The organism is Streptomyces sp. LUP47B (assembly GCF_001746295.1).
Taxonomy (GTDB): Bacteria; Actinomycetota; Actinomycetes; order Streptomycetales; family Streptomycetaceae; genus Streptomyces.
In genome coordinates this window covers 273,582-296,394 of record NZ_MJAH01000002.1, presented here as the reverse complement: position 1 = coordinate 296,394, position 22,813 = coordinate 273,582, and the positions used below count along the sequence as shown (strand labels likewise).

The following is a 22,813-nucleotide window of genomic DNA, read 5'->3' as shown; positions in this document are numbered from 1 at the left end:
TCACATCAGGCATAAATGACAAAACCGCCCATTTAGCCGCACCCCACCCGGCCCCTCAATGAGGGCCCCTCCTCCCTCACCGCCGCACAATGCCACTAAGCCCGCCACCCGGCGCGGCCCACGGTCTGTGCTCTCGGGAGGACCTGCGATGACCGCCAGTCTGGAGCAGCTGCGCCGCTGCCACTTCGCCGTCGACCTGGGTGCGGCGAGGACGCGGGTGTACGTGAAGGGGGCCGGGCTCGTCGTCGACCAGCCGTCGGCCGCCGCCGTGAACACCAAGACCGGCGCGCTGATCGCGGTCGGTGAGTTCGCCGAGAAGATGACGGGCCGCACCCCCGACTACATCCGTGTCGTACGGCCCGTCTCCGGCGGCACCGTCGTCGACATCGAGATGGCCCAGCGCATGCTGCGCCATCTGCTAGGCGACAAGATCCGCCGCAATCTGCGCCGCAAGCCCCGCCTGCGGGCCGCCGCCTGCACCCCGCACGACGCCGACCCGTTGGCCCGGCGCGCGGCGATCGAGACCCTCGTGGGACTCGGGGCGCGGCGCGTGGAACTCGTGGACACCCTCATCGCCGCCGCCGTCGGCTGCGGACTGCCCGTCGAGCGGGCCGAGGCCACCATGATCATGGTGTGCGGGGCCGCCGCCACCCAGGTGGCCGTGCTCTCGCTCGGGTCGATCGTGACCGCCGAGCGCGTCCCCGTCGGCGGCGAGGCCGTCGACCACGCGATCGTGCAGCACCTGCGTCACGAGCACGAGCTGATGCTGCCCAGTCAGTCCGTACGACCGCTGCAGCTCGCCCTCTCCGGCAACGGCCTCACCCCGCAGGGCCCCGCCTCCACCGAGATCCACGGCCGGGACGTCGCCACCGGCCTCGCACGTTCCGTGCGGGTCGACACCGCCGCCGTGCGGGACGCAATCGAGACCCCGCTGACCGCCGTCCTGGACGGAATCGGCAGGGTGCTGCGCAACTGCCCGCCCGACCTGGTGGCCGACCTCGCCGACCGCGGGATCATGATGGTCGGCGGTTCCGCCCTGCTCCCCGGGCTGGACCAGATGCTGCGGCAGGCGACCGGAATGCCGGTGCACATCGCCGAGCGGCCGGACGTCTGCGCCGTACAGGGACTGGGATACATGCTGGAGGGCCGGATCCAGCCGCTGTCGCTCGACCCGCTGTCCACCTGAGGCACGGCAGGCCCACGAGGCCGCCGTCGCCGTCCCTGTGAGGCCCCGTCAGGCCATCTCGGGCACCAGCGCCGTGCCCTCGGGGTGGAACCGCTCCAGCCGCCGCGGCGGCACGATGCTCGGCAGCAGCATCTCCCACATGAGGGTGGTCTCCTCGGTCAGGTCGGCCCGTCCGCTGAGGACCTGGGAGCTGAGCTGCAGCCCGGTCCAGGAGCCGACGATCAGCCGGGCCACCCGTCCGGGATCGAGGTCCGCCTTGACGTCGCCGCGCTGCTGCGCCTGGACCAGGCACTCCCGGAAGAGCTCGATCCACCGGGTGTACGGCTCACTGACGATGCCCGTCTTGGAGCTCTGGTCGATGACCAGACGGATGCCGGCCCGCACCCTGACGTCCGCCACCAGCAGCCGGGCCATGGTGTGCACGATGTCGATGACGGTCTGCACGCCGGGCTTGCCCGTGTCCGTGACCGACTCCAGGGCGGAGAACTGCTCGTCGACAAGGGCCTGGGCGAGCTCCTCCTTCGAGCCGAAGTGGAAGTAGAGCGCGCCCTTCGTCACCCCGGCCTCCTTGACGATGTCCCCGAGAGACGTCCCGTGGTAGCCCTCGGCGTCGAAGGCGCGGGCCGCCCCGTCGAGAATGGCCGACCGGGTGACCTCCGCGCGTTCCTGCCTGACCATGCGTCCAACCCCTGCCTGTGTCGCGACGAGCTCTCGGGATCAGTCTGCCTTCCCGACCCACAAAAAAACCAACCGACTGGTACTTTTATCGACGGACCAGGGAACCGCCCTGGAAAACGAGGGGAGTTGGCGTGGCGGACAGGATCCGGGTGGGAGTCGTCGGCGCGCACGCCGAGCGGGGATGGGGTCGCAACATCCATCTCCCGGCACTCAGCGCGCTAAACGACTTTCAGGTCACGGCGGTTGCCGGTACGACCGCCGCGTCGGCGCGGGCCGCCGCGGAGGTGTGGGGCGCACCGAAGTCGTACGACGACGCCCGGGCACTGATGGCCGACCCGGACGTCGACCTGGTCACGGTCGCCGTCCAACTCCCTTCCCGAGACGGGCTGGTGGAGGCGGCGATCGCCGCGGGCCGGCATGTGTACAGCGAGTGGCCGCTGGCCCCGGACGCGGCGACCGCCGAGCGCTTCGAGTCGGCGGCGCGGGCGGCGGGCGTACGGCACGCGGTGGGGCTGCAGAGCCGGCACCACCCCGAAGTACGGCTGCTGCGGGAGGTGTTGGCGCAGGGACTGATCGGGGAGGTGCTGTCGGCGTCCCTGCTGTACTCGCTCGCGACGCCCGAGGTGTGGTCCACACGGTACGCGGCGCTGTTCGACGAGACGAAGGGCGTCAACCATCTCGCCGTGGTGGGCGGTCACTCGCTGGACATGTTCCAGTACGCCGTCGGGGACTTCACCGAGGTCTCGGCGACCCTGGCGACCCGGATCGACCGGATCACGATGGAGGAGACCGGTGAGCCGATCGAGGTGACCTCCCCGGACCAGATCGTGCTGAGCGGTCTGCTGGAGTCGGGCGCGGCGGCCTCGGCGCACTTCATGACGGGCGGTCCCCGTGGCGACGGCTTCCGGATCGAGGTGCACGGGCGGAGCGGCCGACTGGTCCTGGTGTCGTCGGACGACTCACTGGTGGGCCCCCGCTTCACCCTCACCCACGCACCGGCCGACGGCTCCCCCGCCCGGCAGCTCACCGTCCCCGACGCACACCGCCCGCTGCTGGGCAGCCCGTCCCCGGTCAGCAACGTCGCCCAGGTCTACGCGGACCTGGCCCGGGCGATCCGCACGGGCGACGACTTCGGCCCGGACTTCACCACCGCCGTGCGGGTGCACCGGCTGCTGGACGCGGTCAGGTCCTCGGCCGGGAGCGGCCGTCGGGTGCGGCTGGGCTGAGGGGCTGGGCCGAGGGGACGTCGGCCCACGAGCCCGGTGTGAGCAGGTGCGCCCCTGTGTGCTCCCCGCCGACGGAGTTACGGTGTAGTTCCGACGGCTGTGGGAGGCTCTCTCGTGACGAGCGGAACCGCGACGACCCGGCAGGCCGGAACCGATTCCACCGCGAGCGCACCGGCTTTCACCTCCGTCACCCGGATCGGTGTGACGGGGCACCGCTCCATCCCGGGCTCCGTCCTGCCGGGTGTGCGGGCGGAGATGCGCAGGCACCTCAGTGGGGGCGCCGCCCTGGAGGCCTTCACCTGCCTCGCGGCCGGCGCCGACCAGCTGTTCGCGGACATCGCCCTGGACGGCGGCGTCCCGGTGACGGCGGTGATCCCGGGCATGGACTACGAGGCCCACCTCGACGACGAGGCGGCGCGCGCCGGGTACCGCAGGATCCTGCGGGCCTGTGCGAACCGCGTCCAGCTGCCGCCCGAGCCGACGCACGAGGAGGCGTACTTCGCGGCGGGCCGCTGGATCGTCGACCACTGCGACCGCCTGATCGCCGTCTGGGACGGCCGCCCGGCCCGGGGTCTGGGGGGCACCGGAGATGTAGTGACCTACGCACGCAGGACGGGGGTGCCGGTGACCGTGCTGTGGGAGCCGGACGTGCGCCGCGCGCCGTGACACCCGGCTCGTGACCGGCCGTCAGCCACCGAACCTGCCGAGCCAGTCCGAGTGCTGCGGCGACACCAGCCGCTCCGCCTCCGCCACCGCGAGGGCCCATCGGTCCTCGGTCACGGTCGTGCTCATCTCGACCCGCAGGGTCTCCAGATCCTGCTCGACGAGCGAGTGCGCGTAGGTCAGGGGCCGGTGCCGGCGTACCTCCTGCCAGGCGACGCCGGCCGCCGCGGCCGCGCTGAGCACCCCGGTCAGGTCCCAGGCACCGAGCATCCCGGCCGCCCTGAGCACGGCCGCGAGCAGGGCCAGCAGGGTCAGTACGGCGGTCACGGACGACCACTGCACGGAGGCGCGGTGGGCCTGGGCGGCGCGCCGCCGGTACCAGGCGTGCTGCTCGAGTAATCGCTCACGCAGATAGATGTCCCGGCGTACCGAGAAGGCCTTCGCGCGCACCTGACGCATCGCCGGGGTGATCTGCCCCTCACCGCGGGCGTGGACCCCGTTCCTTGAGTCCTCCCAGCCCACCTTGCGCATCTCCCTGAGCCGTTCCTCGACCCGCTCCGCGAACAGCGCGTCCGCGTTGGCCACCTGGGAGTGGAAGATCCCGCCGTGCACCATGTACTGCCACGCCAGGGACTTCAGCAGCTCGGCGACGGCACGGTGGGCCTGCCAGCGTGCGCGGGCACGACGGCGTGTGGTGCGCAGTCCGATGCCGATGGTCAGGGCGTACAGCAGCGCGGCCAGGAGCGCGGGGACGTGGCTGCCGAGCCGTTCGGCCAGCATGGCCGAGGTGGTGGCCGCCAGCAGGACGATCAACTGGGCGCGGACGGCGCGGAAGGACTCACTCTGATGGGTGATCGCGAGTTGATCGTTAACGCGGAAGAGCGGAGGGAGGTCGTCGTCGTTCCATGTGACGCCCGGCCCCGGAATACCGACCCTCATGGCCCACCCCCGACAACAGGCTCCCCCGGACATCCGAGTATGAGGGCGCACGCGCCCCCTAGCCATGCTCCGGAGCCCGTCGGCTGAGGTATCGTCCGCCTAAAACCGGGTTGTCTCTGTCTCATGGTGCGCATTCCGACACCGGGCCTCTGGTCCCCTTGGGCCGGGGACATGCCGGCCCCCATGGAAGGAGACATCAGACAGATGAAGGCTCAGACGGTCACGGAACGTGCGACGGCCGCCGGTTCCGCCCCCCACGGTCAGCACATCCCGCTGGGTGCGATCGACTCCACTGCCACGACGAAGGCCGCCGACCGGGTCACGGGTGGCCCGGGAAGGCGTCCCGCGCCCTTCAACTCTGCGCTGTAGGGCGGACAGTCCGGCCGCGACCGCGCAGGCCGTCGTGGACGGCGTGCGCGGTCGATCCGCCGGGGGGGTCGATACCGCAACACACGTGTGCGGTAGCCCAATTGGCCGATACAGGGCGTGCGGGGGTGACGGCGCGCGGTAGCGTGTGCTATGTGACCGTTTCTCCGGGGGACCACCCACTCCAGCAACTCGTCCTGAAGATCCACAGTCGCTGTGATCTGGCGTGCGACCACTGCTATGTGTACGAGCACGCGGACAAGAGCTGGAAGACCCGCCCGGTGGTGATCGACCAGGAGACGGTCCGTCAGACCGCGGCACGGTTCGCCACGTACGCGCGCGAGCGCGACCTCGCCTCCGTCACCGTCATCCTGCACGGCGGTGAGCCCCTGCTGGCCGGTCCGGCCCGACTGCGGTCCATCTGCGCCGAGTTCACCTCCGCGCTGGCGGGCGTCACCGAGCTCGAGCTGAAGATCCACACCAATGGCATGCAGCTGAGCCGCCGCCATCTGGACGTCTTCCGGGAATACGGCGTCCTCGTGAGCGTCTCGCTCGACGGCGACCAGGCCGCGAACGACCGGCACCGGCTCGACCGCAGGTACCGGAGCAGCTACCACCGCGTCCTGCGCGCGATCGACCTGCTGCGCACCGAGGAGTACCGGCATCTCTTCGGCGGACTGCTGTGCACGGTGGACGTGGCGAACGATCCGGTCGTCGTGCACGACACCCTGTCGGCCCTCTCACCGCCCCGGATCGACTACCTGCTGCCGCACTCCACCTGGGACACCCCGCCGCCGCGCGGCTCCTCCGGCTCGCCGACCCCGTACGCCGACTGGCTGCTCGCCGTGTTCGACCGCTGGACGGAACAGGGCCGCAAGGTGCGTGTGCGGACCTTCGACTCGGTGCTCAGCACCCTGCGGGGCGGGCCCAGCCTGACCGAGGCCATGGGCCTGGCCCCCTCCGATCTGGCGGTCGTGGAGACGGACGGCTCCTTCGAGCAGGTGGACTCGCTCAAGACGGCCTACGACGGCGCACCCGCCACGGGATACCACGTCGACGAGCACACCTTCGAGCAGGTGGCCCGGCATCCTGGCGTACAGGCCCGGCAACGCGGCCTGCTCGGGCTGTCGAAGAAATGCCGCGAGTGCCCGGTGGTCCAGTCCTGCGGTGGCGGTCTCTACGCCCACCGCTACAGCAGCGAACGCGAGTTCGATAACCCATCGGTGTTCTGCCACGATCTTCGCGCCCTGGTCGACGGGATCGCCGAGCGGATCACCGACCGCTCCCTCTCACCCGCCGTCCTCGACCCCGAGGCCCTGCGGTTCGCCCGGCAGGACCTGGACCGGACCCTCCTCGCCTACGCCAACGAGCGGCTGGCCGGAGACCCCGACTGGGACGCGACCTGGCTGGCGCTGCTCCGGCTGGACGCGGACCGGACCACCGCGGAGCACCTCAACCGGGTCCTGTCCCACCCCTACCTGCGTGCCGCCCTGCGTCACGCCGAGGCGGCCCACGTCACCGCCGCCCGCTTCGCTCGCGTCGCCGTGGCGGCAGCCGTCCACGCGCACGCCCCGCTGCGACTGACCTGGGACCAGCCGGACCGCGAGCTGCACCTGCCGACCCTTGGCACCCTGACCCTGCCCGCGCCGGGGCGAGTGGAGGCCGTGGTGAGCGCACGGGGTCTCGACGTCCGCACCGCCGACGGAACCCTCTTCACGGTCGGCGACCAACCCACCCAAGCCTGGCGGCCGTTGACAGTACTGAAGGTGGCGGCCACCGAGCCGCTGCTCATCGACGACGCCGACCCCCGCCGTGCGGTCTACCCGGCCCCCGTCACCGCTCCGCTGGCCCCGGACGAGCTCGCCGCGTTCCGTGAGCGGTTGCGGACGGCCTACGAGCTCCGCGCGGAGCAGGTATCCGCGGCCGACGACGAGCGCAACGCACTGCGCGTCGACGCCGTCACCCCGCTCGTGGCCGGAGCCGGGGTGCGGCTCGCCGAAGATGGTCTGGGTGGGCTCGGTGTGGCCGTCGACTTCGAACCCGCCGCGTTCGTCAGGGAGTTGCCGCGCCTCGGACGCCGGGCCCGGCTGGCCGCCCTGTGTGCGACGACCGATCTGCACGTGCCGGGCAACCAGGCCGGCCGACTGCTCACCGAGGCCGTCGACGCCCTGGGTGACGTGGCCTACTGGGGCCCTGAGACCCCCGAGGGCCTCCAGTCCCTGGCCCGAGCCGGACGCGCCCTGGCCGCCCTGACCGACCTGCCCGACCGGGACCTCACCGAGAGCGGCGAGGTACTGGCCGCGGAGCTACGCGAGGAGTGGACCACGATCGCGGGGCGACCGTGACGAACGCTGCTCCCCCGGCGGCCACACCGAACACCGGACACCACGACACCCGCCCCGCGGCCCACACCCGCGTCGACCAACTAGCGCTCATGCTGGCCGAGTTACCCATCCGCCCCGGAACCCCCCTCATGGTGCACGCCTCTCTGAGCGGTACCGGTCTGTCCCCCACCCAGGTCCGCAACGCGCTGCTCGACGCACTCGGGCCGCGCGGCACGCTCGTCGTGCCCGCCTTCACCCCCGAGAACTCGGACGGCTCCCGCGCTCACCGGGCCCTCGTCGCGCACCTGAGCGCGGAGGAGGCCGAGGCGTTCCGTGCGTCGATGCCCCCGTTCGAGCCGGACGCCACCCCCTGCCCGTCGATGGGCGCGCTGGCCGAGTGTGTGCGGACCACTCCGGGAGCCGTGCGCAGTGACCATCCGCAGACCTCGCTGGCCGCGATCGGCCCCCGGGCGGGTGAGCTGCTCGCCGGGCACGACCCGCTCTGTCACCTCGGCGAGCGTTCGCCCCTCGCCCGGCTGTACGCCGCGAACGCGCAAGTCCTGTTGCTGCGCGTGGGGTTCGAGGCATGCAGCGCCTTCCATCTCGCCGAGTACCGCATGACCCCGAGACCGCCCCAACGGCTGTACCGCTGTGTGGTGGGCGAAAAGGGGAACTGGTTCACGTACGAGGATCTGGCCCTGTACGACGGTGATTTCGCGGAGGCGGGCGCACGGCTCCCGGATGAACTCCTCGTACGGCGGGAATGGGCCGGAAAACCGGTCACGCTCTTCGACATGAGGGCCGCCGTCGACGACGTACGCGATCAATTGTCCAGATATCGCTCCCGGAATGACCTGAATTAAGTGAACCGTCCAGGCACTTGGTCAGGCACATTGTTCTTCCGGTTCCAGGTGGCTCCGGCCACGGGGGCATCGACGCGCAGGGGGGCGTGTTGGACACACCTGACGGAGAGTGGGGGCAGGTCCCGGCCGAGGGGCAGCCCTATTTCTTCCTCAGCTACGCCCACACCCCTCCGTGGGGGTCGGGCGGCGGCGACCCCGATCACTGGGTGCACCAGCTCTACCGGGACCTGTGCAACCACATCATGGCGCTCACCGATCTGCCCGCCGGCGCCGAAGTCGGCTTCATAGACCGGGAGATGGGCTCCGGCGTGGGGTGGCCGAGGAAGCTCAGCGAGAACCTGGCCCGCTGCCGGGTCTTCGTACCTCTGCTGTCACCGCGCTACTTCACCAGCGAGATGTGCGGCCGGGAACTGTTCGCGTTCAACGAGCGCCTCCTGCATGCCAGGGCCGCCGGCGGACGCGAGGTGTCCGCCATCGTCCCGGCCCTGTGGACGCGCGTCGACTTCCACCAACTGCCGGACTCCATACGGCACATACACCTCGACCGCACGACCTTCGGCGACCGTTACGCGACCAACGGCTTCTACGGGCTCATCAAACTCAGCAGGCTGCGCGACGAGTACGAGGAGACCGTCCTCACCCTCGCACAGCGGATCGTCCAGGTGGCCGAGGAGTGGCCGCTACCGCCCGGCCGGCTGCGTGACTACGAGACGACACCGAGCGCGTTCCGGCCGCGCGGCGAGGAACCGCGGCACATCCATCTGACGGTGGCCGCGCCCAGCCGAGACAGCGTCCCCGAGGACCGGGATCCGCGCCCCTACGGCGAGGACGCGCTGGACTGGAACCCGTACCACTCCGAGTCGACGCGCCCGCTGCCCGCCCTCGCGGAGGAGCTGATCCGCTCGCTGGACTACCGGCCCACGGTCTCCTCCTTCGACGACGAGGACACCGACGGCCCCCTCTCGCCCGGCACCGGCGAGGAGAGCGGCAAGACCGGCCGGCCGCGCATCCTGCTCGTCGACCGGTGGACGCTGACCGACGAGGAACGGCGGCGCAGACTGAAGGCGTTCGACGCGCAGGCCCAGCCGTGGGTGAGCGCGGTCGTCCCCTGGAACCGGGCCGACCTGCAGTGTCACGGCGACGAGGGACAGCGCCTGACCACGGAGTTCGAGCGCACGCTTCCGCTGCTGCTGGAGCGCGGCAGACGCACCGACTGCCGTACCGCGGTCAACGGCGTCCCCACCCTCAAGGCGTTCACCGACGTGCTGCCCGCCGTCGTGGCGCACACCACCCGGCAGTACCTCAAACACGCGGAGGCCCATCCGCCGCCGGGTCCGCACGTGCCCAGGCCCCGTCTGCTGGGCCCCATCCAGCCGCCGTACCCGGAAGGCGGACCCGACCACGGAGGAGAAGCATGACGGGCCCGCGCGACGGACGTGTCATCACTTTCTACTCGTACAAGGGCGGTACGGGCCGCACCATGGCCCTGGCCAACACCGCGTGGATCCTCGCGGCCAACGGCAAACGCGTGCTCGCCGTGGACTGGGACCTCGAGGCCCCCGGCCTGCACCGCTTCTTCCACCCGTTCCTGGACCCCAAGGCGCTGTCGGCCACCCCGGGGGTCATCAACATCATCCAGGACTACGCCTGGGCCGCGACCACGGGCACCCAGCGCCCCGACGACTGGCACCTGGCCTACGCCCAGGTCGAGCAGCACGCCGTGTCCATCCGACCCGAGCGCTTCGACCTGCACTTCCCCGAGGGCGGCTCCCTCGACTTCCTCTCCGCGGGCCGCCAGGACCGGGCCTACTCGGCGGCGGTCACCTCGTTCGAGTGGGACAACTTCTACGAACGCCTCGGCGGCGGCACCTTCCTCAGGGCGCTCAGGGCCAGCATGAAGGGGACGTACGACTACGTCCTGATCGACAGCCGCACCGGTCTTTCGGACAACGCCGACATCTGCACCATGGAGATGCCCGACGTCCTGGTGGACTGCTTCACCCTCAGTGACCAGGCGCTGGAGGGGGCGGCGGTCGTCGCCCGCAGTGTCGAGGAGGGCTACCGGCCGCGCCGGATACGGGTCCTGCCGGTGCCGATGCGCATCGACGAGGGCGAGAAGGAGAAGGTCGACGCCGGCCGCGCGCTGGCCCGGATGCGGTTCGAGGGGCTGCCCAAGGGGGCGGACGGCCGGCCGCTGACCCAGGAGGAGCTCAGCGCCTACTGGGGCAACGTCGAGATCCCCTACCGCCCGTACTACGCCTACGAGGAGACCCTGGCCACCGTCGGCGACGAGAGCGGCATCGCCAACTCGCTGCTGTCCGCCTTCGAGCGGCTCACAGCCGTCATCTCCGACCGCGAGGTCACCTCGCTGCCGCAGATCCCCGAACCGGTCCGGCTGCGCTGCCGGGACGCCTACCTCAGGCGCCGGCCGCTGACCAGCGTGGCCGATGTCGTGGTCGCGTACGCGGCGGAGAAGCGGATGTGGGCCGACTGGGTCGAGTACCTCCTCAAGCGGGCCGGCTGCGAGGTCACGCTGCACGAGATCTCCACCGGTCCGGTCGAGCCGGCGGAGACGACCGCCCACACCGTGGTGCTGCTGTCGAAGACCTTCCAGGAGTCCCGGTACGCCGACTCCGTCTGGCGTGCCCTCGGCGAGCGGACCGCCCCGGACGGCGCCCGCAACTCGGTGGTGCCGCTGCGTGTCGAGGAGGTCCCGCTCCCGGAGCCGTGCACCGACCTGCACCGGCTCGACGAGACGGAGTGCGTGGCCGCGCTCCAACGCGCGCTGGACCTCCCGTTGCAGCAGGCGGAGAACAGCCCGTCGGCCCCCCGTTTCCCCGGCATCACCCCCGGCATCTGGAACGCGCCCCAGCGCAACACCACCTTCACCGGCCGGGCCCCGATCATGGAGCGGATCCGCACCCAGCTGGGCGACCTGTCCGGCCCCCCGCAGCCGCAGGCGCTGTTCGGGCTGGGCGGCGTGGGCAAGACCCAGCTCGCCATCGAGTACGTGCACCGCTTCATGGCCGACTACGACCTGGTCTGGTGGATATCCGCCGAACACATCGACGACGTGGTCGCCTCGCTGGCCGAACTCGCCCCGCTGATCGGCGCGACGGGCCCCGAGGAGGACATGACGAAGGCCAGCCAGGAAGCCGTGCAGCGGCTGTCCCGGGGGCTGCCGACCAAGCGCTGGATCCTGGTCTTCGACAACGCCGGCGACCCCGCGGAGCTGGCCCGCTACTTCCCCACCGGGGACGGCGGGCACATCCTCGTCACCTCCCGCAACCAGGCCTGGTCGCAGCACGGGGCGTCCCAGCAGATCGACGTCTTCGAGCGCAAGGAGAGCATCGAGCACCTGACCCGGCGCCGCGAGGACGGCCTGACGGCCCAGGACGCCGACCGGGTGGCGGAGGCCCTCGGAGATCTGCCGCTGGCGGTCGAACAGGCGGCGGCCTGGCTGGCCGAGACCGCCACCCCGATAGAGGACTATCTGCGACAGCTGGCCCGGCAGACCACCGAGGTGCTGGACCTCAACCAGCCGCCCGACTACCCGCGGACGGTCGCCGCCACCTGGAACGTGTCGATCGAGCAGTTGGAGAAGCGATCACCCGCGGCCGTACGGCTGCTGCAGCTGTGCGCCTTCCTCGCACCCGAGCCGATCTCCCAGCAGCTGCTCTACAGCAAGGAGATGATCACGGCGCTCAAGCCGTACGACCCCTCGCTCCAGGAGAGCCTGCTGCTCGGCCGGGTCATCCGCGAGATCGGCCGGTTCGCGCTCGCCAAGGTCGACCAGAAGACCAACAGCCTCCAGGTGCACCGGCTGGTGCAGGCGGTGATCCGCGCCCAGATGCCCGAGGAGAAGCAGCAGGAGGCCCGGCACGTCGTGCACACCGTCCTGGCGGGCGCCCGGCCCGACGGCGACGAACCCATCGACGACCCGGCCACGTGGCCCCGCTTCGCCGTCATCTGGCCGCACCTGGCCGCCTCCGACGCCCGCAACTGCCGTGAGGCAAACACCCGCCGGCTGCTCATCGACCGGGTCCGCTACCAGTGGAAACGCGGTGACTTCCTGGCCGCGCGGCGCCTCGCGGAGGACCTGCTCCAGCACTGGAGGCCGGTGCTCGGGGAGGACGACGTCTACTACCTCTACCTGCGCTTCCATCTCGCCAACGTGCTGCGCTCCCAAGGGCGTTACGTGGAGGCCCGGGACATCGGCGAGGACCTGCTGGAGCGCCAGCGCCGGGAACTGGGCGAGCAGCACCCGCACACGTACGCCACCATGTCCGGGCTCTCCAGCGACCTGGCGGCGCTCGGCGAGTACACGAAGGCGGTCGAGCTGGCCAAGGAGGCGCACACCGGCTTCAGCGAGATCTTCCACGAGTCGCACCGGCGCACCCTCAGCGCGGCCAACAACCTCGCCCTCGCCCTGCAGATGGTGGGCAACTACGGCCAGGCACGCGACATCAACCAGGCCACGCTCGACCGGCGCACGGCCGTCCTCGGCCCCGATCATCCCTACACGCTGGCCTCGGCCGAGCGCCTCGGCCGAGACCTCCGGGAGGTCGGGCGGTACGCGGAGTCGGTGTCCATCCTGTCGCGGGCGTACGCGGCCCACAAACGGATCCTGGGCAGGGAGTTCCCCGGCACCCTGCGCTGCGCCAAGTCCCTGGCGGTGTCGCTGCGCCGCAACGGCCAGCTGGAGGACGCCCGTCGGCTGACCGAGGCAACCCGCAAGCAGTACAAGGAGCAGTACGCGGCCCCGACCCCCGACTCGCTCGCCTGCGACCTGAACCTGGCGGCGGACCTGTTCGCGGCCGACGAACGGGACCGCGCCCGCGAGGTGGCCAGGGAGGTGCTCGCCGAGTACATGAAGGTGCCGGGCGAGGCACACCCGTACACCCAGGCGGCGTTGAACAACCTGGGGATCTTCCACTGGGGCTGCGGAGACCTGGACGAGGCGGAGGCGGTGTTCCTGAAAGTGCTGCCCCGCATGGCAGAGGTGCTGGGCGAGCACCATCCGCACGCCGTGTTCAGCAGCGTGAACTACGCCAATGTCCTCTCCGACCTGGGCCGTTTCGAGGAGGCCCGGGAACGGGACGAGGCGGCGCTGCCGGCGCTGCGCGAGGCCCTCGGCGGGCATCACCCCGAGACCCTCGCCGTGGTCACCAACCTGGGGCTCACCCTGCGGGCCCTGGGCCGGGAGAGCGAGGCCCGTGCCCTGCGCGAGGAGGCGATGGCGGAGCTGCGCCTGCTGCTCGGCGAGGACAACGGCATCACCCTGCTGGCGAGCCGTGGGCGGCGCATCTACCGGGACCTGGAGCCCCTGTCCGTGTGATCCGGGGCGCGGCGACGCCGCCGACTGGAGCGGCGCCGTCCGTCACACGTCTGCCCCGTCCGTCCGCCCATGCGCTCCTCTGCGAGCCCGGCCGCGCGCCCACCAGTCTGCCGGCCCATCCGCCCGCGCCTCGGCCGGCCCGCCCTTTCGTCCGCGCGTCCGCCAGTCCGCGCGGCTGCGTGCGTCAGTTCTTCCGCGCTTCGGCGAGCAGCCAGTCCAGTACGGCGGGTAGGGCGCGCAGGGCGGCGAAGTGCGCTGCCGTGGGTTCCAGGACGGCCGTGGCACGCGGGATGCGGTCGGCGAGCCAGGAGGCGTGCGAGGCCGGGGAGAAGGCGTCGTCCTTGCCGTGCCACAGCAGCACCGGCACCTTGATCCGCGCCGGGTCGAAGCCCCAGGACGCGGTGAGGGCCAGAGCGTCATCGATCCAGCCGTACGGTGAAGTCCGCAGCGCCTCGCGGTAGTTGCGCAGCAGCATCGAGCGGATGGTGTTGTCCGAGACGATCAGCCGGTCGTCGGCGGTGAGGTCCTCGCGCAGCTCCTCCAGCAGGCGCGCCGGATCACTGCGGATGGCGGCGGAGCGCGGAATGATCCCGGCGGCGAAACGCTCGGGGTCGGTGGCGGCCGCGCTCAGGGCGGCGACGTTGGACGGCGCCATCCCCGCGTACCAGTCCAGGCCCTCCGCGTCGCGCGGGGCCCAGCCCACCATCGCCGCCGCCCTGGTCACCCGGTCGGGCAGCAGCGCGGCGCAGGCCAGGGCGTGCGGGGCTCCGGCAGAGCGGCCCGCCACTGCGAACCGATCCAGTTCCAGGGCGTCGGCCACATCGGCGACGTCCTGGGCCACGTCCGCCACCCGGCGGCGCGGCATACGGTCCGAACCGCCGTACCCCGGGCGGTCGTAGCTGATGAGGCGGGCGCCGCGCTGGTGGAGGAACATCGAGCGGGGTTTCGGCCCCACCCGGCTGCCGGGCATGCCGTGCAGGAGGAACACGGGGCGTCCATGCGGATCCCCCGAGACCTCCACCCGTAACCGTCGTCCGTCCGCCGTACGCACATGGTCGGGCACCGCCGCGCTCCCCCCACCCGAGGCCTTGACCGGGCCACGCTGCCCGAACCCTGCCCACGCGGGGGTACGGCGAAACGAATACGCAGGTCAAACGGGGCCGGGGCCGCGTGGACCGGCGCAGTTCGGCCATCAGGGCGAGGACTCGCCTCAACCGGCGCCCGTGGCTCGCGGGTCACGCCCTCTCAGAGGGCGAACCAGCAGCGGACCGTGGAGCCCCCCGGCCCGGTGTGCACCCGCACGAGGTCGGCGACGAGGTTGACCATGAGCAGGCCACGGCCGCCGTGCTGGTCCCGCGAGGGCGGCCGGCGGCCCGCCAGCAGGTCGGTGAGGTGTCCCCGGTCGCGGACCTCGCACACCACGCGCCCGTCCTCGGTCCACATCCGCAGCAGGCCCGAACCGCCGCCGTGCACCACGCTGTTGGTGGTCAGTTCGGCGACGGCCAGCGCCAGGTCGTCGAGCCGGGGCCGCGCGAGCCCGAACCGCGCGGCCGCGTCGGTGGCGAAGTGCCGGATCTCGCCGAGCACATCGGCGACGAAGGCGTGGGCCGGCACGTCCGGGGCCGGCGGCAGCGGTGCGTTGTAGCGGGCGTGCACGGCCTCGAAGTCGTACCGTCCGCTCTGCTCCTCCCGGCCGGAGCCGGCGTCGAGGACCACGGGGTGGGTGGCGTAGGCGTCGGCGACGGCCTGCGGGGCGAGGCGCCGGGTGTCGTACGGGCACAGGATGGTGACCTCGCGGCCCTGGAAGGCGGCGTTGATCAGCGCCTCGTGCTGGACGCAGGCGGGGTATTCGGTGGCCGAGCGGCCGGCCCAGATCGGTTCGCCGACGATCCGCACCCGGGTACCCGGCGGCTGGGCGTCGGCGAAGGCGCGCAGCACCCCCGGGATGATCCGGCCGGGGTTGCGCCCGGCCTCCCGCATGTCGAGGAACCGTACGGGCTCCCCGGGGCCGATCTCCGCCTTCAGCAGCCGCAGGTTCTCGGTGGGCACGGCCACGGCCACCGGTTCCCCGGCGGCGAGCGCCTTGCGTACGAACGGCACCACACCGGCGAGGTACTCCCGCTCGTCGCGGTAGAAGAGCGCGGGATGCGCGAACGGCCCCGCGGTCCCGGCCACGGCGTTCACGGCGTCGTCACCGCGCTCCCGCTCACCGGAAGGCGGCGCCGGGGCGTCTCGGGCCATATGTCCACACCTGCTTTCCACTCTCCCGACCGGGCTGTCTTCCCTTCGATACGTCTCCCCGCCAGAAACGTCTCTCCGCCACTACCTGGACGAGACCGCGTTTACCCCGGGGAAGCGCCTGTCACTCCCCGATGCGCCGGGTGTACTCCCCGACGCGCCGGGCAGGCGCATTCCAGCACCGCCGGGTCCCGCGCGGCCACACCCTCGGACCGGGCCGGGAGCCGGTGGCGATCGGTGACTCAACGTCGTGACGACTGTGGGGAGCAGCGAGGCGGACATGAGCTCAGCGGCACACACATCGCTCGCAGGGCGACTGGACAACCTGACCATCGACGTCGGCGTGGAGGGGGGCAGGGCCGTGCTCGTCCTCCGCGGCGACCTGATCCACGGCTCTGCAGACACCCTGGCCGGGGCCCTGGCGCGGCTGCCGGACGGCACCGAACGCGTCGACCTGGACATGACCGGCGTCGCCTTCATGGACACGACTGGACTGCAGCTCCTGGAGGTCCTCGACACCTACGGCCGCCGCCGTCGGATACAGGTGACGGCAACCGGCTGGAACGACCAGCCGCGCCGCATTCTGGAGATGGCCGGTCTGGATCCCGACGATCCGCTGCACGGCCCCGGGACCCATCGCGAGCCCGTCCCCGCCGCGGTGGTCATGGAGCGCGCGGAACAACTGGACCTGCTGCGCACGGAGGTCGAGCAGCTTCGGCACGCGATCGTCACCCGCCCGGTCATCGACCAGGCGCGAGGGGTTCTGATGGCCGCCTGTTCCTGCTCCCCGGACCAGGCGTGGGACGTCCTGCGGGAGGCCTCCCAGCTCTCCAACACCAAGCTGCGCGAGGTCGCGGCCGTGGTCACGGCAGAGGCCGGGGGCGGGGGCGGTGGCCCGCTGCCGTCGCCGGAGCTGCGGCAGGCGCTGCGGACGGCGATCGAGCGGTGTCTGAACTGAGCGCCGAGGAGCGGGCCGACGAGCCGGGAGCGTGGGCGCACCGCTGCCGGGCGTGGAGCTGCGGCCGGTGGAGAAGGACGGGGCGCCGATCACGTCGTACGGCGTGATCGGCGCGACGGTCGGCGGGATCCAGGTCGGGAGTCGGCCGGACCGGTGTCAGTACGGCAGCAGGCGTCCCGACGGTGTCCTGCGGTCGCCGGTCGGCGGGATCCAGGTCGGGAGTCGGCCGGACCGGTGCCAATACGGCAGCAGCCGTCCCGACGGTGTCCTGCGGTCGCCGGTCGGCGGGATCCAGGTCGGGAGTCGGCCGGACCGGTGTCAGTACGGCAGCAGGCGTCCCGACGGTGTCCTGCGGTCGATCTCGGGCTGCCGGGTGTCACGGGAGGACGAGGGCCGACGGCTGACGCGAACGCGGATCTGGCGGTTCATGGCGCCCTCCTCGGGCATTGTTTCCTGTTCCCCGACACGAACCAGCCTCGTCCCCGAGACCCGCCCGCACATCGTGCCCACGGAGGCACCTGCCCTGCCTCCCCGGGACGACCGCACCGCCTTCCGCTACTCCCGGGGGAGGACAACTACCCCTGAGAACACCCGATCAAGCCTTGCCCGACGGGACGCACGGAGACACCCGGCCGCGCACAGGCGCACACTGGAGGGGCGCGACGGTCGGGGCCCGGTTCTCCGCGGCCGCGAGACCCTGCCGACGGGGCCCGTTCCGCGGTGGCGCAGGCCTCATCGGCCGCGCTGGGAACGTCGCGTTCACGGGACCCGCAGCCTGGGTCCCACGGTCGAGCAGGCCCCACCGACCGAGCCCGCAACCTCGCGGTCACGGGACCTGCCGCCCACGGCATACACCGGCGCCGGGACCACCACGGCGTCGCCAATTCCGCGGCCCGGGGCTGCCGCGGGCGACGGGCGGGGCCCGGTCTCCGCGCCCGCGAGAACCTGGCGACGGGCCCGGGCGGCGGTGACACAGACCCCACCGGCCAGGCGCGGAAGGTCGCGGTCGCAGGGCCCCGCCGCCCGCGGCACACCGGCGTCGGGACCACCCGGTCGCGACGGGCCGCGGCCCCAGCCGGGGGAGCCGCCACAGACGCCACGGACGCCAGGAGGGGCCATGCGCACAGGCACAACTACGGATGCGCCCGCGCCACGGCGGCTCGGTGCCCCACGGTGGCGCGCGGTCATAGGGCGGCTCGGGGGCCGACGGCGGCTCGGGGTCATGCGACGGAGCGCGGGCCGACGGTGGCTCGCTGCCGTACGGCGGCTCGGCGCCCCGGGTTGGCTCGCTCCCGTGCAACTGCTCGCTGCGGTACGACCACTCCCGCGCACGCGCCGCCGCCCGGCCCCCGTCCGCCCCTCGCGGTCGGACCAGTTGCGGGCGCTCGTCGCGGTTCTGGACGAGGCCGTGGCCGCACAGACTCCGGCCGACGAGGCGGTGGCCGCGTGCGGCGAACCCGGTCCGGTGTCACGCGGCACGGCACGGGACTGCGGGCAGCAGAGCATCGCCCTGCACCGGCTGCGCACCCGGCTTCAGGATCTGGGGTCCACCGACCCGGACCTGGTGGCGGCGCAGGCGCACGCGGCCCGGCTGCTCGCCTACGACCTGTGGATGCTGCGCGCCTCGATGAACCTGGCCTTCACCGTCCGCCCCGTCGACCGCACCGAGGCGGCCCGGCTGCGCCTCAACGGACTGGGCCGCCCCGCGGACGACCTGCGCCGGCTGCGCGACTTTCTGCGCGCGGAGCTCCGCGACACCTGAAGCGCACTCTCTTCACAGCCGACGTATTCCTGTCGTTTTCGGCAATACCCGGTCAAGAGTTCCCAATGAACGCTTGTGAGCATGTGCGGCGGCGTCGATCATTGGCCGAATTCCGCCTGTACCGCTCATCGGCAGGAGCCCCTGGTGACCGCTGGCCCCATAACCTCAGAGCCCGCGGACGCGCCGCCGGCAGCCCACTCGGAACGCCAGAAGCTGCGCAAGCACTTCGGCCGCTTCGACATCCTCTTCTTCCTGCTGTGCACCATCGTGGGCGTGGACACCATCGGCACGGTGGCCTCCTCCGGCGCTGAGGCGTTCACCTGGCTCATCGTGCTGGCCGCCGTGTTCTTCGTCCCCTCGGCCCTGCTGACGGCCGAGCTCGGCGCCGCGTTCCCCGAGGAGGGCGGCCCCTACATCTGGACCAGCCGCGCCTTCGGCCGCCTGGCCGGCGCGGTCAACAACTTCCTCTACTGGATCACCAATCCGGTCTGGCTCGGCGGCACCCTCTCCGTCTCCGCGGTCACCGCGTACACGACCTTCTTCAACGACGGCAAGGACCTGGGCACCGCGGCCTTCTACGTCTTCACCCTGGCCTTCGTCTGGATCGGGGTCCTCGCCGCGATCCTCTCCTTCGACGTCGGCAAGTGGATCCCCACCGTAGGCGCGTGGAGCCGCTTCCTCCTGCTCGGCCTGTTCACCGCCACGGTCGTCGTCTACGGCGTCCGGCACGGTCTGCACGGATTCGGACTCGGTGACTTCTCCCCCACGTACGCGGGCTTCGTCGGCCTGGTGCCCGTCCTGATGTTCAACTACGTGGGCTTCGAACTGCCCAGCACCGCGGGCGACGAGATGACCGACGCCCAGAAGGACGTGCCGTACGCCGTCTTCCGCAGCGCCGCCCTCTCCGTGCTCCTCTACGCCCTGCCGATCCTCGGCATCCTGCTCGTGCTGCCCGTCAACGCCATCAGCGGTCTCGGCGGGTTCATCGACGCCATCCGCCAGGTCTTCACGGTCTACGGCGGCCATGTCGCCGGCGACGGCACCGCCACCCTCAGCGGCGCCGGGAGCGTGCTCGGGGACCTGGCCGCGGTCCTGTTCATCCTCACCGTGCTGTCCTCGGGCGTGACCTGGGTGATGGGCTCCGACCGCGCCCTCGCCGTCTCCGGCTACGACGGCGCGGCCCCGCGCTTCCTCGGCGTGATCTCCAGCCGCTTCGGCACCCCGGTCCGCGTCAACGTCCTCAGCGGGGTGGTCTCCACGGCCGTCCTGGTCCTGGCCCACGAACTCACCAACGGCAGCGCGGCGAAACTCTTCGGCGCGGTCCTGGGTCTGGCCGTCTCCACCACCCTGGTCAGCTACCTGGGCATCTTCCCGGCGCTCGCGGTACTGCGCCGGAAGGCGCCGGGGGTGCCGCGCCCCTACAGGGCGCCCGCCCCGCTCGCCATCAGCATCGTCCTGACCGCGCTCGTCCTGTTCGCCTGCATCCAGTTGGTCGCCCCGGGCGCCGGTGACGGGTGGTTCGGCCCGGACTACGCACCGGACGGCTGGAGCCACCACGAACGCGTCAAGTACCTCCTGACGGAGGGGCTCCCGCTGCTCGGATTCATCCTCCTCGGCGTCCTGTTCTGGGCGCTGGGCGCACCGACGCGCAGGGCGGAGGCCGAGGCGGCCGCGGCGCGGACGTGACGAACGCCGGCGGATGACGCATGCCATGGACGACCGTGATCCGCCAAGTCGTCATGAACATCCGGCCCGCCAAGCGGGGATCAGGGCAGGCCGGACGTGAAGGTGGGCGATGAGGTGCCGGGGCTGGTCGGCGCGCCCTCGCCCTCCCCCACCCGGATCTGGTTGAGCGGCTACGCTCTGACGCGCCGCTGAACACCCCCGACCCGGCGACCTTCTACGGCGGCGGAGTGGCCGGCTACACCGACTACCCCACCCACACCGTCCGAGGAACCGCATCATGCCCGCCCCCACACACCGCACCCCCTCCACGGCCGGCGAGGGGCCGATGAGCTACGCGATCTTCCAGCTCGCCCGCGCACATCGAGCCCGCGCCGCCGCCATGCTCCGCGAGATGGACCTGCATCCCGGACAGGAACTGCTGCTGATGCAACTCCTCGACCGGGACGGCCAGACCCAGTCCGAGCTGCTCGAAAGCGTCGGCCTGGACCACTCCACCGTCTCCAAGTCCCTGCGCCGCATGCAGGACGCCGGCCTGCTGGTGCGCGAGCCGGCCGCACACGACCGGCGTGTCATGGTCGTCCACCTCACCGACAAGGGCCGTGCCCTGCGCGAGCCCATCGCGGCCATGTGGCAGGCCCTGGAGGAGACCTCGGCACAGAACCTGTCTGCGCAGGAGGCGGAGTCCTTCGTCCGCACCGCCTACGCCATCACCGACGCGATCAACAGCCGCGAGCTACCGCAGGAAGAGTCCGAGTAACTCCCCCGGTGCTGCCGTCCCGGTCAGGTGGTGAGGCCGGCGTCGCGGGCCACCAGTGCTGCCTGGACGCGGTTGGTGACCGCCAGCGCGGTCAGGATGCGGCTCACGTGAGCCTTGACGGTGCTCTCGCGCATGGTGAGGCGGGTGGCGATGTCGGCGTTGGTGTCGCCCTGGGCGAGCAGGGCGAGTACGTCCCGTTCGCGGGGGGTGAGCCGCTCCAACCGGGCCTGGGCCGCTGTGACTTGGGGCTGGTTCGTGGCGTGGTAGCGGTCGATGAGGCGGCGGGCCGCGGTGGGGTGGAGCATGGCGGACCCGGCGGCCACCAGGTGGACGGCACGCAGCATTTCGGCGGGGTCGGTGTCCTTGAGGAGGAACCCGTCGGCTCCGGCGGCAAGGGCGTCGTAGACGTATTCGTCGAGGTCGAACGTGGTGAGGGTGATCACCTTCGGGGGATGCGGCAGGGCCCGCAGCCGGGCCGTGGCGGTGATGCCGTCCATGCGTGGCATGCGAACGTCGACGAGGGCGACGTCGATGCGGTGAGCGGTGGCCTGCTCGACGGCCTGCAGACCGTCGGCCGCCTGGGCTACGACCTTGATGCCGGGGTCGCCTTCAAGGAGGTCCGTCAGGCCGAGGCGGACCAGGGCGTCATCGTCGACGATCATGGCGCGGATCATGTGGGGGTGCCGTTCTGTTCGATGACGAGGGGGTGGGGGATGCGGGCGGCCACGCGCCACGCGCCCGCGCCGGCCGGTCCGGCGTTCAGGCGGCCGCCGAGGGTGGTGACGCGTTCGCGCAGGCCGACAAGTCCGTAACCACTGCCGACGGTGTCCGTGCGGGGAGTGCCGGCAGGGTTGGTGACCTCGACGAGGGTGGCGGGCGGCCGGTAGTCGATGCGTACGGTCACCGGAGCACCGTCGGCGTGCTTGCGGGCGTTGGTCAGTGCCTCCTGGACGACGCGGTGCACGGCCAAGCGGTGGGTGGTGGGAGCCTGCTCGGGATGGCCGTCGGTGATCAGCTCGACGTGCTGGCCGGCGGCGCGGGCCTCGTCCGCCAGTTCCCCCACGTCCCTCATCACCGGCGTGGGCGCGGCGCCGGCCGGCGTGGCGTCGGAGTCGCGCAGCACACCGAGTACGTCGCGCAGATCGGTGAGGGCTTCGACGGACGCCGTGCGCAGCAGGCCGAGTCGTTCGACCACCGGTGCAGGCAGCGTGTCGCCCTTCGTGGCCAGCACGCCGGTGTGCAGGGCGATCAGGCTCAGGCGGTGGGCCAGGACGTCGTGCATCTCGGCGGCGATACGGGACCGTTCCGCGATGCGGGCCGCTTCCTCACGCAGCTGCGACTCGACACGCAGGTGCTCGACGTCCGCCGCCAGTGCCTGGACCAGACGGCGCCGGCCACCCCACCACAGCCCGACGAGCACGGCCAGCACCGGTAGCAGCAGCGTGGACGCGTAGGACTGCGCCGTCCACAGGGAGGTGGCCCGGTAACCGATCAGGTTGGCGCCCAGGGCGGCGACGGCACATCCCACCGCCACCCGCGCCCGGCGATCCACGGCCAGGTCGAACAGGGCGACCGCGAGCAGCGGCAGTAACGGCCATCCCCACCACGCCGTGGCCACGGTGACCAGCAGCGGCGCGACCGGCCATCGCAGCCGGGGCACGAGCAGGGCCGCTCCGCACACCAGCGCCGCCGTGATGACGGCAGCCGGGTGGCGCCCTTCGAACGACATGTCGTTCAGCGCAGCGGCCACTACGCACAGCGCCACGAGTGCGCCCCGTCCGTAGGCCGGCCACCTGCGGCCTCCTCTGCTGCTCACCGGGCCCATGCTA

The 22,813-nt window shown here is 71.9% G+C and carries 18 protein-coding genes and 1 pseudogene; 13 read left to right on the top strand and 6 right to left on the bottom strand.

Annotation, left to right across the window (positions count from 1 at the left end; translation table 11 throughout):
- Nucleotides 1-148: 148 nt before the first annotated feature.
- Nucleotides 149-1,186, top strand: a complete 1,038-nt coding sequence (locus BFN33_RS07885; protein ID WP_069759181.1) for a rod shape-determining protein — start codon at nucleotides 149-151, stop codon at nucleotides 1,184-1,186.
- A gap of 48 nt (nucleotides 1,187-1,234) precedes the next feature.
- Here BFN33_RS07885 and BFN33_RS07880 read toward each other — a convergent pair whose 3' ends face one another.
- Entirely contained in the window at nucleotides 1,235-1,864 is a 630-nt protein-coding gene (locus BFN33_RS07880; RefSeq protein WP_069759180.1) for a ScbR family autoregulator-binding transcription factor, read from the bottom strand.
- A gap of 131 nt (nucleotides 1,865-1,995) precedes the next feature.
- Between BFN33_RS07880 and BFN33_RS07875 the strand changes: the two genes are divergently transcribed.
- Nucleotides 1,996-3,090, top strand: a complete 1,095-nt coding sequence (locus tag BFN33_RS07875) for a Gfo/Idh/MocA family protein (protein WP_069759179.1) — start codon at nucleotides 1,996-1,998, stop codon at nucleotides 3,088-3,090.
- A gap of 195 nt (nucleotides 3,091-3,285) precedes the next feature.
- Nucleotides 3,286-3,756, top strand: a complete 471-nt coding sequence (locus tag BFN33_RS07870; RefSeq protein ID WP_069759644.1) for a hypothetical protein — start codon at nucleotides 3,286-3,288, stop codon at nucleotides 3,754-3,756.
- Nucleotides 3,757-3,777: 21 nt separating this feature from the next.
- Here BFN33_RS07870 and BFN33_RS07865 read toward each other — a convergent pair whose 3' ends face one another.
- Nucleotides 3,778-4,692 carry a DUF4231 domain-containing protein gene (locus BFN33_RS07865; RefSeq protein ID WP_069759178.1) on the bottom strand — a complete coding sequence of 305 codons (915 nt, stop codon included), beginning with the start codon at nucleotides 4,690-4,692 and terminating at the stop codon, nucleotides 3,778-3,780.
- A gap of 204 nt (nucleotides 4,693-4,896) precedes the next feature.
- Here BFN33_RS07865 and BFN33_RS53065 point away from each other — a divergent pair, with 204 nt between their 5' ends.
- The 5 genes from BFN33_RS53065 to fxsT all read left to right on the top strand — a co-directional run bounded on the left by BFN33_RS53065 (nucleotide 4,897) and on the right by fxsT (nucleotide 13,583).
- Complete coding sequence (locus BFN33_RS53065; RefSeq protein ID WP_176742337.1) at nucleotides 4,897-5,061, top strand: hypothetical protein; 165 nt, start codon at nucleotides 4,897-4,899, stop codon at nucleotides 5,059-5,061.
- Between the two features lie 152 nt (nucleotides 5,062-5,213).
- Nucleotides 5,214-7,403, top strand: coding sequence for a radical SAM/SPASM protein FxsB, inactivated metallohydrolase extension form (gene fxsB, locus BFN33_RS07860; protein WP_069759177.1), 2,190 nt, complete (start codon nucleotides 5,214-5,216; stop codon nucleotides 7,401-7,403).
- A gap of 128 nt (nucleotides 7,404-7,531) precedes the next feature.
- Nucleotides 7,532-8,245, top strand: a complete 714-nt coding sequence (locus BFN33_RS07855) for an AAC(3) family N-acetyltransferase (RefSeq protein WP_079140748.1) — start codon at nucleotides 7,532-7,534, stop codon at nucleotides 8,243-8,245.
- 89 nt (nucleotides 8,246-8,334) lie between these two features.
- On the top strand, nucleotides 8,335-9,663 hold the full coding sequence (locus BFN33_RS07850) for a TIR-like protein FxsC (protein WP_176742336.1): 1,329 nt from the start codon (nucleotides 8,335-8,337) through the stop codon (nucleotides 9,661-9,663).
- Nucleotides 9,660-13,583, top strand: coding sequence for an FxSxx-COOH system tetratricopeptide repeat protein (gene fxsT, locus BFN33_RS07845; RefSeq protein ID WP_079140717.1), 3,924 nt, complete (start codon nucleotides 9,660-9,662; stop codon nucleotides 13,581-13,583). The genes BFN33_RS07850 and fxsT overlap by 4 nt, the downstream gene beginning before the upstream one ends.
- A gap of 184 nt (nucleotides 13,584-13,767) precedes the next feature.
- On the opposite strand, the gene BFN33_RS07840 is transcribed toward fxsT, so the two are convergent.
- Nucleotides 13,768-14,646, bottom strand: coding sequence for an alpha/beta fold hydrolase (locus tag BFN33_RS07840; RefSeq protein WP_069759176.1), 879 nt, complete (start codon nucleotides 14,644-14,646; stop codon nucleotides 13,768-13,770).
- A 182-nt stretch (nucleotides 14,647-14,828) separates the two neighbouring features.
- The gene (locus tag BFN33_RS07835) at nucleotides 14,829-15,824 is read right to left on the bottom strand and encodes an anti-sigma factor RsbA family regulatory protein (RefSeq protein WP_370743259.1); all 996 of its coding nucleotides are present in this window, start codon (nucleotides 15,822-15,824) and stop codon (nucleotides 14,829-14,831) included.
- Nucleotides 15,825-16,101: 277 nt separating this feature from the next.
- Between BFN33_RS07835 and BFN33_RS07830 the strand changes: the two genes are divergently transcribed.
- From BFN33_RS07830 to BFN33_RS07815, 5 genes and pseudogenes are all read left to right on the top strand, one after another.
- A complete protein-coding gene (locus BFN33_RS07830) occupies nucleotides 16,102-16,779 on the top strand; it encodes an ANTAR domain-containing protein (RefSeq protein ID WP_069759175.1) in 678 nt (225 codons plus the stop codon).
- A gap of 1,294 nt (nucleotides 16,780-18,073) precedes the next feature.
- Nucleotides 18,074-18,541, top strand: a complete 468-nt coding sequence (locus BFN33_RS07825) for a hypothetical protein (RefSeq protein ID WP_256122684.1) — start codon at nucleotides 18,074-18,076, stop codon at nucleotides 18,539-18,541.
- 144 nt (nucleotides 18,542-18,685) lie between these two features.
- Nucleotides 18,686-20,227 carry an APC family permease gene (locus BFN33_RS07820; protein WP_069759174.1) on the top strand — a complete coding sequence of 514 codons (1,542 nt, stop codon included), beginning with the start codon at nucleotides 18,686-18,688 and terminating at the stop codon, nucleotides 20,225-20,227.
- 134 nt (nucleotides 20,228-20,361) lie between these two features.
- Nucleotides 20,362-20,556 (top strand): annotated as a pseudogene (locus BFN33_RS54200) (hypothetical protein); the annotation flags it as partial.
- Nucleotides 20,505-20,984: a MarR family winged helix-turn-helix transcriptional regulator gene (locus BFN33_RS07815; RefSeq protein WP_069759173.1), complete on the top strand. Its 480-nt coding sequence runs from the start codon at nucleotides 20,505-20,507 to the stop codon at nucleotides 20,982-20,984. The pseudogene BFN33_RS54200 and the gene BFN33_RS07815, both read left to right, overlap by 52 nt.
- A gap of 23 nt (nucleotides 20,985-21,007) precedes the next feature.
- Here BFN33_RS07815 and BFN33_RS07810 read toward each other — a convergent pair whose 3' ends face one another.
- Entirely contained in the window at nucleotides 21,008-21,658 is a 651-nt protein-coding gene (locus BFN33_RS07810; protein WP_069759172.1) for a response regulator transcription factor, read from the bottom strand.
- Nucleotides 21,655-22,809 (bottom strand): histidine kinase, encoded by a 1,155-nt coding sequence (locus BFN33_RS07805; protein WP_176742350.1) that lies wholly within the window; start codon nucleotides 22,807-22,809, stop codon nucleotides 21,655-21,657. Before BFN33_RS07805 ends, BFN33_RS07810 begins: the two co-directional genes overlap by 4 nt.
- Nucleotides 22,810-22,813 lie beyond the last annotated feature (4 nt).

Coding starts and splice junctions, on each gene's coding strand:
- BFN33_RS07815 (WP_069759173.1), top strand. CDS start 20,505: ATGCCCGCCCCCACACACCGCACCCCCTCCACGGCCGGCGAGGGGCCG.
- BFN33_RS07835 (WP_370743259.1), bottom strand. CDS start 15,824: ATGGCCCGAGACGCCCCGGCGCCGCCTTCCGGTGAGCGGGAGCGCGGT.
- BFN33_RS07885 (WP_069759181.1), top strand. CDS start 149: ATGACCGCCAGTCTGGAGCAGCTGCGCCGCTGCCACTTCGCCGTCGAC.
- BFN33_RS53065 (WP_176742337.1), top strand. CDS start 4,897: ATGAAGGCTCAGACGGTCACGGAACGTGCGACGGCCGCCGGTTCCGCC.
- fxsT (WP_079140717.1), top strand. CDS start 9,660: ATGACGGGCCCGCGCGACGGACGTGTCATCACTTTCTACTCGTACAAG.
- BFN33_RS07810 (WP_069759172.1), bottom strand. CDS start 21,658: ATGATCCGCGCCATGATCGTCGACGATGACGCCCTGGTCCGCCTCGGC.
- BFN33_RS07880 (WP_069759180.1), bottom strand. CDS start 1,864: ATGGTCAGGCAGGAACGCGCGGAGGTCACCCGGTCGGCCATTCTCGAC.
- BFN33_RS07830 (WP_069759175.1), top strand. CDS start 16,102: ATGAGCTCAGCGGCACACACATCGCTCGCAGGGCGACTGGACAACCTG.
- BFN33_RS07805 (WP_176742350.1), bottom strand. CDS start 22,809: ATGGGCCCGGTGAGCAGCAGAGGAGGCCGCAGGTGGCCGGCCTACGGA.
- BFN33_RS07855 (WP_079140748.1), top strand. CDS start 7,532: ATGGTGCACGCCTCTCTGAGCGGTACCGGTCTGTCCCCCACCCAGGTC.
- BFN33_RS07865 (WP_069759178.1), bottom strand. CDS start 4,692: ATGAGGGTCGGTATTCCGGGGCCGGGCGTCACATGGAACGACGACGAC.